The organism is Glaciibacter superstes DSM 21135, assembly GCF_000421145.1.
In the GTDB taxonomy this organism is placed as follows: domain Bacteria; phylum Actinomycetota; class Actinomycetes; order Actinomycetales; family Microbacteriaceae; genus Cryobacterium; species Cryobacterium superstes.
Genome location: NZ_ATWH01000033.1, coordinates 1 through 5,453, shown reverse-complemented (window position 1 = coordinate 5,453; position 5,453 = coordinate 1). Strand labels below are relative to the sequence as shown.

Here is a 5,453-nt window from a genome sequence, read left to right as displayed (position 1 = left end):
CGACCTCCTCAACCCGCTCGGCCGTGATCGAAGGCGGCCGCCCGGGACGCGGCTCGTCGACCAAGCCATCAAGACGGTCCGCCACAAAACGGGCACGCCACTTGCTGACCGTGTTCGACGAGCAACGCACCTGCCCAGCCACCGACTTGTTATCCAGGCCCTCACCACACGCAAGGATGATCCGGGACCGCAACGCCAACGCCTGAGAGGACTTCGCCCGCCGCGACCAGCGCAGCAACTGCTCCCGCTCCTCATCGCTCAACATCAACTCGGTCCTCGGGCGTCCAGTTCTGGCCATACCTCAATTCTACAACTTAACCAGATAATTTCAGGCGCACGACACTAGCTCTTCACGTGGGTCGATTTGTCGTCTTCGATCGGGAGACGAAGCTCGCCGCTTTAGAGGATGGAATTAGCCGACGAGCGAAGTGCATAGCCACTTTAGAAAAGCGATCCCGCTGGCCGTTGTGGCGTGGACTCCCAATCACATCGGTCGTGATTGCTGCGGCAGCCTCCGTACCTGTGTTGTTCCTGAAAGAGCCGAACTGGAGGGCATTCTTAATGACGATCGTCTTGCTTTCCATACTGTGTTTGGCCACCACCATGCTTGGCTGGTTCGTACTTCACGCCTCGTACACAGATCTCTCGTCGATGTGGTGGGTGACCTGGATTGGCGCTGTCGTGTCCGCGCAGATGGTCATGCTGCTCGTCACGATCGCATTGTTCGAGCAACTCGGGTTTGGGAGCGGCATCGGAAGCATCGTCTTCACGGCTGGATGCCTCATCGTCTCGATAGTGCCTCGCAAATGGCAACCGCAATGGCTGCTCAACCTGACGGTCAACGGAATGGCCGCAGCTTCAGCGTTCAAGCAACTCCAAGCACATCAGCAGCCGGCAACGAAGGTCCGCGCCGATCTCATCAAGGAGATTCAAGCGGAGCAACAGGCTGCGGAGATGGCGCGCACCGATACGCTCTCCGAGCGAGAATCAGCGCGAGTCACGCCCTTGGCTCGACTTTTTCGCTTCTTTGCAATATGCGAAGAATCGCCGACCAGCTGAGAACAAGGCCAACCGTGCCGGACGGAAGCGCAACTCTGTGGGTTGAGAGGGGGAACGCACACGGCGACCCCCTTGAAGTGACATGCGGCTGAGTTGAAAATGGGGTTCCAGCCGTTGGTCCGTCGGAGAGCCTTGCAGTTCTCAGCCGTGGCGGCGTCTGGCCCGTCTGCCGAACGCATCGAGTGCAGCGAGGATCTCGGGTGCCTGCCAGATGCGGTTGCGGCGGCCGGCGCTGATCTTCGTGAGGACTCCGGCGTCAACCAGCTTGTCGATCGCGCTCTGTGCTGCGACGTCGCTGATCTCAAGCTCCGCGGCGACGGTCTTCGTGTTCACGACCGGCTGGCGGAGCAGGTACTGCTTTAGCTGGTGCACCGACGAATCGCTTCGGGCGATGATCTTGCTGTCCCAGCGCTTTGCAGCTGCCTGGATGTCACCCACGAGTGCACGACCGTTCTGCACAGCTGCGAACGACGCCTCGGCCACCGCGATGACAATCGGGTCCAGGCGCCCCGCCCTGTACTCGGTGAGCGCGCTGAAATAGCCATTAGTGTCGCGCAGGAGTCCTGCTGATACAGGCACAGTGACGTTGCGGGTTAGGCGGCCGTGGCGGAGCATGCCCTGCAGGAGCGCGCGCCCGGTCCGGCCATTGCCGTCGGGAAACGGGTGAATAGTCTCGAACTGCGCGTGCGCGATCGCCGCCTGAGCGAGCACAGGCACGTCGGTACGCCGGGCGAAGGAGACTACGTCAGCCATCAGGGCGGGAACCCAGTCGTGATGGGGCGGCACGAACGTCGCAGCGTGCGGCGAGATGCTTCCGCCGCCGATCCAGACCTGCTGATCGCGCCAGCGGCCGACGTATTCTGGCGCGCTGTCGCGCAGCAGCGCGTCTTGCATTGCGAGGATCGAGTTCTCATCGAGGCGGTCTGACAGTGCGATGGCTGCCTTCATGGCGTTGACGTTCGCGACGACCAGGCGCGCGTTGCCGGACTGCGCGTTGCCGGACTGCGACTCGCCGATCTCCGCGAGGGCCACCTGCTTGGCGCTTGAGGTGAGGTTCTCGACCTCTGAGCTGGAGGCAGACTCACTGCGCAGAAGGATCGAGACGAACGGTGCAGCGATCGTTCCGGCTTCGGCGTCGAATCGCACCAGCTCCTGGCTCGCGTCATCGGCCAGGGCTATCGTCTCTGCGGCCAGGTCAACTTGCGCGGCGGCAATGAACGTGGGTACGGCGGCGTGATAGTCGCCGCGAGCCTGGAGCACGGCCCGACGGGAGGCGACCTCGTCGCCGGTGCGCACCCAGGGGTGCGCCTCGTAGCCGATCGCGGGCCAAGCGTCGGGCTGCCGTCTATCCGTGATCATCTTCATAGCATACCAAAGGTTATGTGCTTAGTCTTGGTATGAACCAGCGTTGATAACTTTATCAGAGAACATGGGGCGCGGCGCGGGTCCTGGTCATCTAGCCAAGTGTCCTCGATACCCACGGCTCACAGTCCCTCAGCCTCCTCAACGGTGACGCCCAGCTCGGCGGCGACCTCCGCCATCGTGTAGGTGCGTTCCTGTCCGGACTCGATCCGGGAGAGGATCTCGGCCGCCTCGCGGGCGTCCTCGGCATCCTCGAGGGCTTCGAGCGCCCGCCGACTGAGCTCAGCGTCCATGAGCACGACCGTCTCGCGGCCGTGCTCGGTGATCGTCTCCGGGGCCTTCTTCGCTTCGTCGAGCTTCTGCGCCCACTGCTGCCGCGCGCGCGTGGCCGGGATCGTCGTCATAGCTAAAGTGTGCTTTTCAGCGGGTGTCAGCGCAAGCGGTGACGTGACGAGGAGGAGGAGAGCCAGGGTCTTCGTCGATTGGCAGTAAGCGTGGTAATAACTTTATCGTCGCTCGCGGTTGGCGATAAAGTTATCAGCGGCTCGGCGGCGCAGCCCAGCTGAGGGTGGTTGTCCTCCGACCCCGGTTGACACAGACCCTCCACGACGCCTCCCTATAGCGCACTATAAACAGCGCCGGTTTATAGCCACTTATCGCGTGAATGGCGACGCGGAGACCGCGTGTCGCGGGCGAATCGTGACAGCCCGGCTCGGCCATAGACAGGCGGCTCGTTGCGTCAGTCGACGACGTTGCGTCCGGCGAGGAACCGCTCCAGGTCGAAGTGGTAAACCACAACGCCGTGATCCGAACGCGGGGAGCCGGTCGCCGAGGAGCGCTGGGGTTGCTTGCTCCTTGTATTGCTTGCCCTGCTTGCCATACTTGGGTCAGCCAACAGCTATCAGGAGGCGAGCGCTGCTCGCCAAAAGACACCCCTTGGCGCCGAAAGTCCGGATTAGTGCGACTATCGGGTACAGAATACCCACCACTTGAAGTCACATGAGGCTGCATCCAGACGCTTGCCCGCGACGCACAATGCCCCTTGACCTCGGGTCAACTGGTGGCGCCAACCGGTGGGACATTTGATGGCGCTCGGCTGTGGGGTCATTTGGTGGCGCTCAGCCACTGTAGGAGTCGTCGGCCATGGCCTGCGCGGCGTTAGCGACCTCTTTCAGGCGGTCTTCGCGGATCGCAGTCACCGGGGTGCTATCCCCAAGCCAGGGATTGGCGCCGATGAACCACAGTCGTGCGAGCTGCTCCCCTTCGGCCTCGGCGACCTTCCGCCACTGTTCCTACGCGCACGCGAGACGCGGCAGCGCCTCAGGATCCGGTTGGGAGCCGCCGTCTTTCGCCCACTCGTGTGGGGCTTCGCGATCCTTCGATCCCGCAAGACCGGCGACGAGCGTCGGGCCGAGTACTGCGATCAATCGTGGAGTGATCTCTCGGTAGTTGAGCGGTTCTACGTCCAGCTCACCGTTACCTGTCGACATCAGAGCGCTTTCGATTTCGCAATGAACTCTTCAAGCGTCATGCGGCCGTCGATGTATGAGTTGATGTCTTCAACCGTCTGGCGATCGGGTTCCATGCCCTCGAGGGCCCAGCTGGCCATCGTGTCGATGGACAGTTCACGCTTCTGATCTTTCGTGAGCATTTCGGGTCTCCCGTCTCTTACTTACCGTGTTGCCGGGCGAATCTACAGCAGGACTCCTGCCGCATCGGCTGGCTTGGGCGCGAACTCGGGGAAGTTCGCTGCCGGATCAGTGTCACTGATACGGTGTGCGTGGCGTAGCCGGTCCTCTGCCGCAGGTGTCGGCTGGCGAGTAGCGCTTGTGGGTAGCGCGAGTCCGGACAGGTGGTAGCAGGATTCCGGGAACGCGGTAGCGCTCGGGCTTGAGGCCTGCTCTGCTGTGAGGTGACGACGCATGGGGCGTCGTCGTTTCATTGTTGGAGGGCGGGTTCGAATGGCGGACTATCGGAAGATCTTGGTGCTGTTGCTGGAGGGGCGTAGCTACCGCGACGTCGTTGAGGTCGCGGGGTGCTCGCACCGGGACGTGGCTCGGGTCGCGCAGCAGGTCCGAGAGCGCAGTGTCACCTCGGCTACCGGGGTGAGCGATGCGGAGCTGGCGGAGTGGTTCCCCGACGGGCGCCGGAAGGTCTCTGAGGAGTACGACCAGCCCGACTTGGCGCGGGTATTGGCGTCGATGAAACAGAACCGGCACTTCACGTTGCTGCTGGCCTGGCGCCGGTATGTCGACACCAAGGACGTCGGCAAGAAGTATGGGTATTCGCAGTTCTGCGCCCTGTTCACCGGCTACCTCCGCACCCACGATCTGGTCGCGGTGCTCCGCCACGAGCCTGGCCGGGCAATGCTGGTGGACTGGGCCGGCGACACGATGGACGTCGTCGACACGATCAGCGCTGAGGTGACCCGGGCCGTGCTGTTCGTCGCGGTGCTGCCATTCTCGGGAGCGATCTTCTGCCGCGCCTATGCGGATATGAAGTCCCCGGCCTGGCTCGACGCCCACGTCCAGGCATTCACGTTCTTCGGCGGCGTGCCGCAGATCGTGGTGCCGGACAACCCGACAACCTCGACCCACCAGACCCATAAGGGCGGCGCGGAGCGGGTCGTCAACGCGCGGTATCAGCAACTCGCCGACCATTACCAGACCGCGATCGTCCCGGCGCGTGTTAAGAGGCCAAGGGACTATCCCGAGGAGTCTGTTATCCCGAGTCCTGCTCTGCGGGCGTGTGCAATGGCGGCCTGAGAGCTGATTTCCTCGGGATAATCATCGGAGCCCTGCGAGTTGGAGGATCATGTCGTCGCCTCCGGTCCAGAGCGGTGCGAGATCGGGCGTGGCGCTGCCGGCTCTCTGGATCGCTTCGCGAACCATCTGGTTGTCGGCCGACGCGTAGATGCTCGTGGTTGAGATATTGGCATGGACGAGGAACTCCTTGATGTGCGGAAGCGGAACTCCGGCGCGCAGCATCTGCATGGCGCGGGCGTGCCGCAGCTGGTGGGCATGGATCTTCTC

Annotated in this window: 8 protein-coding genes; 2 read left to right on the top strand and 6 right to left on the bottom strand. The window is 63.0% G+C overall.

The window, feature by feature from the left end; all coding sequences use genetic code 11:
* The coding region (locus K323_RS0123305; protein WP_022887567.1) for a helix-turn-helix domain-containing protein at positions 1-298 on the bottom strand (298 nt) is incomplete at its 3' end.
* 263 nt (positions 299-561) lie between these two features.
* Here K323_RS0123305 and K323_RS0123300 point away from each other — a divergent pair.
* Positions 562-1,059 (top strand): hypothetical protein, encoded by a 498-nt coding sequence (locus tag K323_RS0123300; RefSeq protein WP_022887661.1) that lies wholly within the window; start codon positions 562-564, stop codon positions 1,057-1,059.
* A 141-nt stretch (positions 1,060-1,200) separates the two neighbouring features.
* Here the strand turns inward: K323_RS0123300 and K323_RS0123295 are convergent, their stop codons facing one another.
* The 4 genes from K323_RS0123295 to K323_RS29980 all read right to left on the bottom strand — a co-directional run bounded on the left by K323_RS0123295 (position 1,201) and on the right by K323_RS29980 (position 4,072).
* A complete protein-coding gene (locus K323_RS0123295) occupies positions 1,201-2,418 on the bottom strand; it encodes a Fic family protein (protein WP_033373966.1) in 1,218 nt (405 codons plus the stop codon).
* Between the two features lie 125 nt (positions 2,419-2,543).
* Positions 2,544-2,825 carry a type II toxin-antitoxin system Phd/YefM family antitoxin gene (locus tag K323_RS29230; RefSeq protein ID WP_022887659.1) on the bottom strand — a complete coding sequence of 94 codons (282 nt, stop codon included), beginning with the start codon at positions 2,823-2,825 and terminating at the stop codon, positions 2,544-2,546.
* Between the two features lie 888 nt (positions 2,826-3,713).
* Positions 3,714-3,911 (bottom strand): hypothetical protein, encoded by a 198-nt coding sequence (locus K323_RS30615; RefSeq protein WP_245571050.1) that lies wholly within the window; start codon positions 3,909-3,911, stop codon positions 3,714-3,716.
* The gene (locus tag K323_RS29980; RefSeq protein WP_022887658.1) at positions 3,911-4,072 is read right to left on the bottom strand and encodes an antitoxin VbhA family protein; all 162 of its coding nucleotides are present in this window, start codon (positions 4,070-4,072) and stop codon (positions 3,911-3,913) included. The genes K323_RS30615 and K323_RS29980 overlap by 1 nt, the downstream gene beginning before the upstream one ends.
* Positions 4,073-4,382: 310 nt before the next feature.
* On the opposite strand from K323_RS29980, the gene K323_RS28305 reads away from it, so the two are divergent.
* The gene (locus K323_RS28305; protein ID WP_022887657.1) at positions 4,383-5,186 is read left to right on the top strand and encodes a DDE-type integrase/transposase/recombinase; all 804 of its coding nucleotides are present in this window, start codon (positions 4,383-4,385) and stop codon (positions 5,184-5,186) included.
* A gap of 21 nt (positions 5,187-5,207) precedes the next feature.
* Here the strand turns inward: K323_RS28305 and K323_RS0123270 are convergent.
* Positions 5,208-5,453 (bottom strand): tyrosine-type recombinase/integrase (locus tag K323_RS0123270; RefSeq protein ID WP_157509559.1); only part of this gene is annotated, 246 nt, incomplete at its 5' end.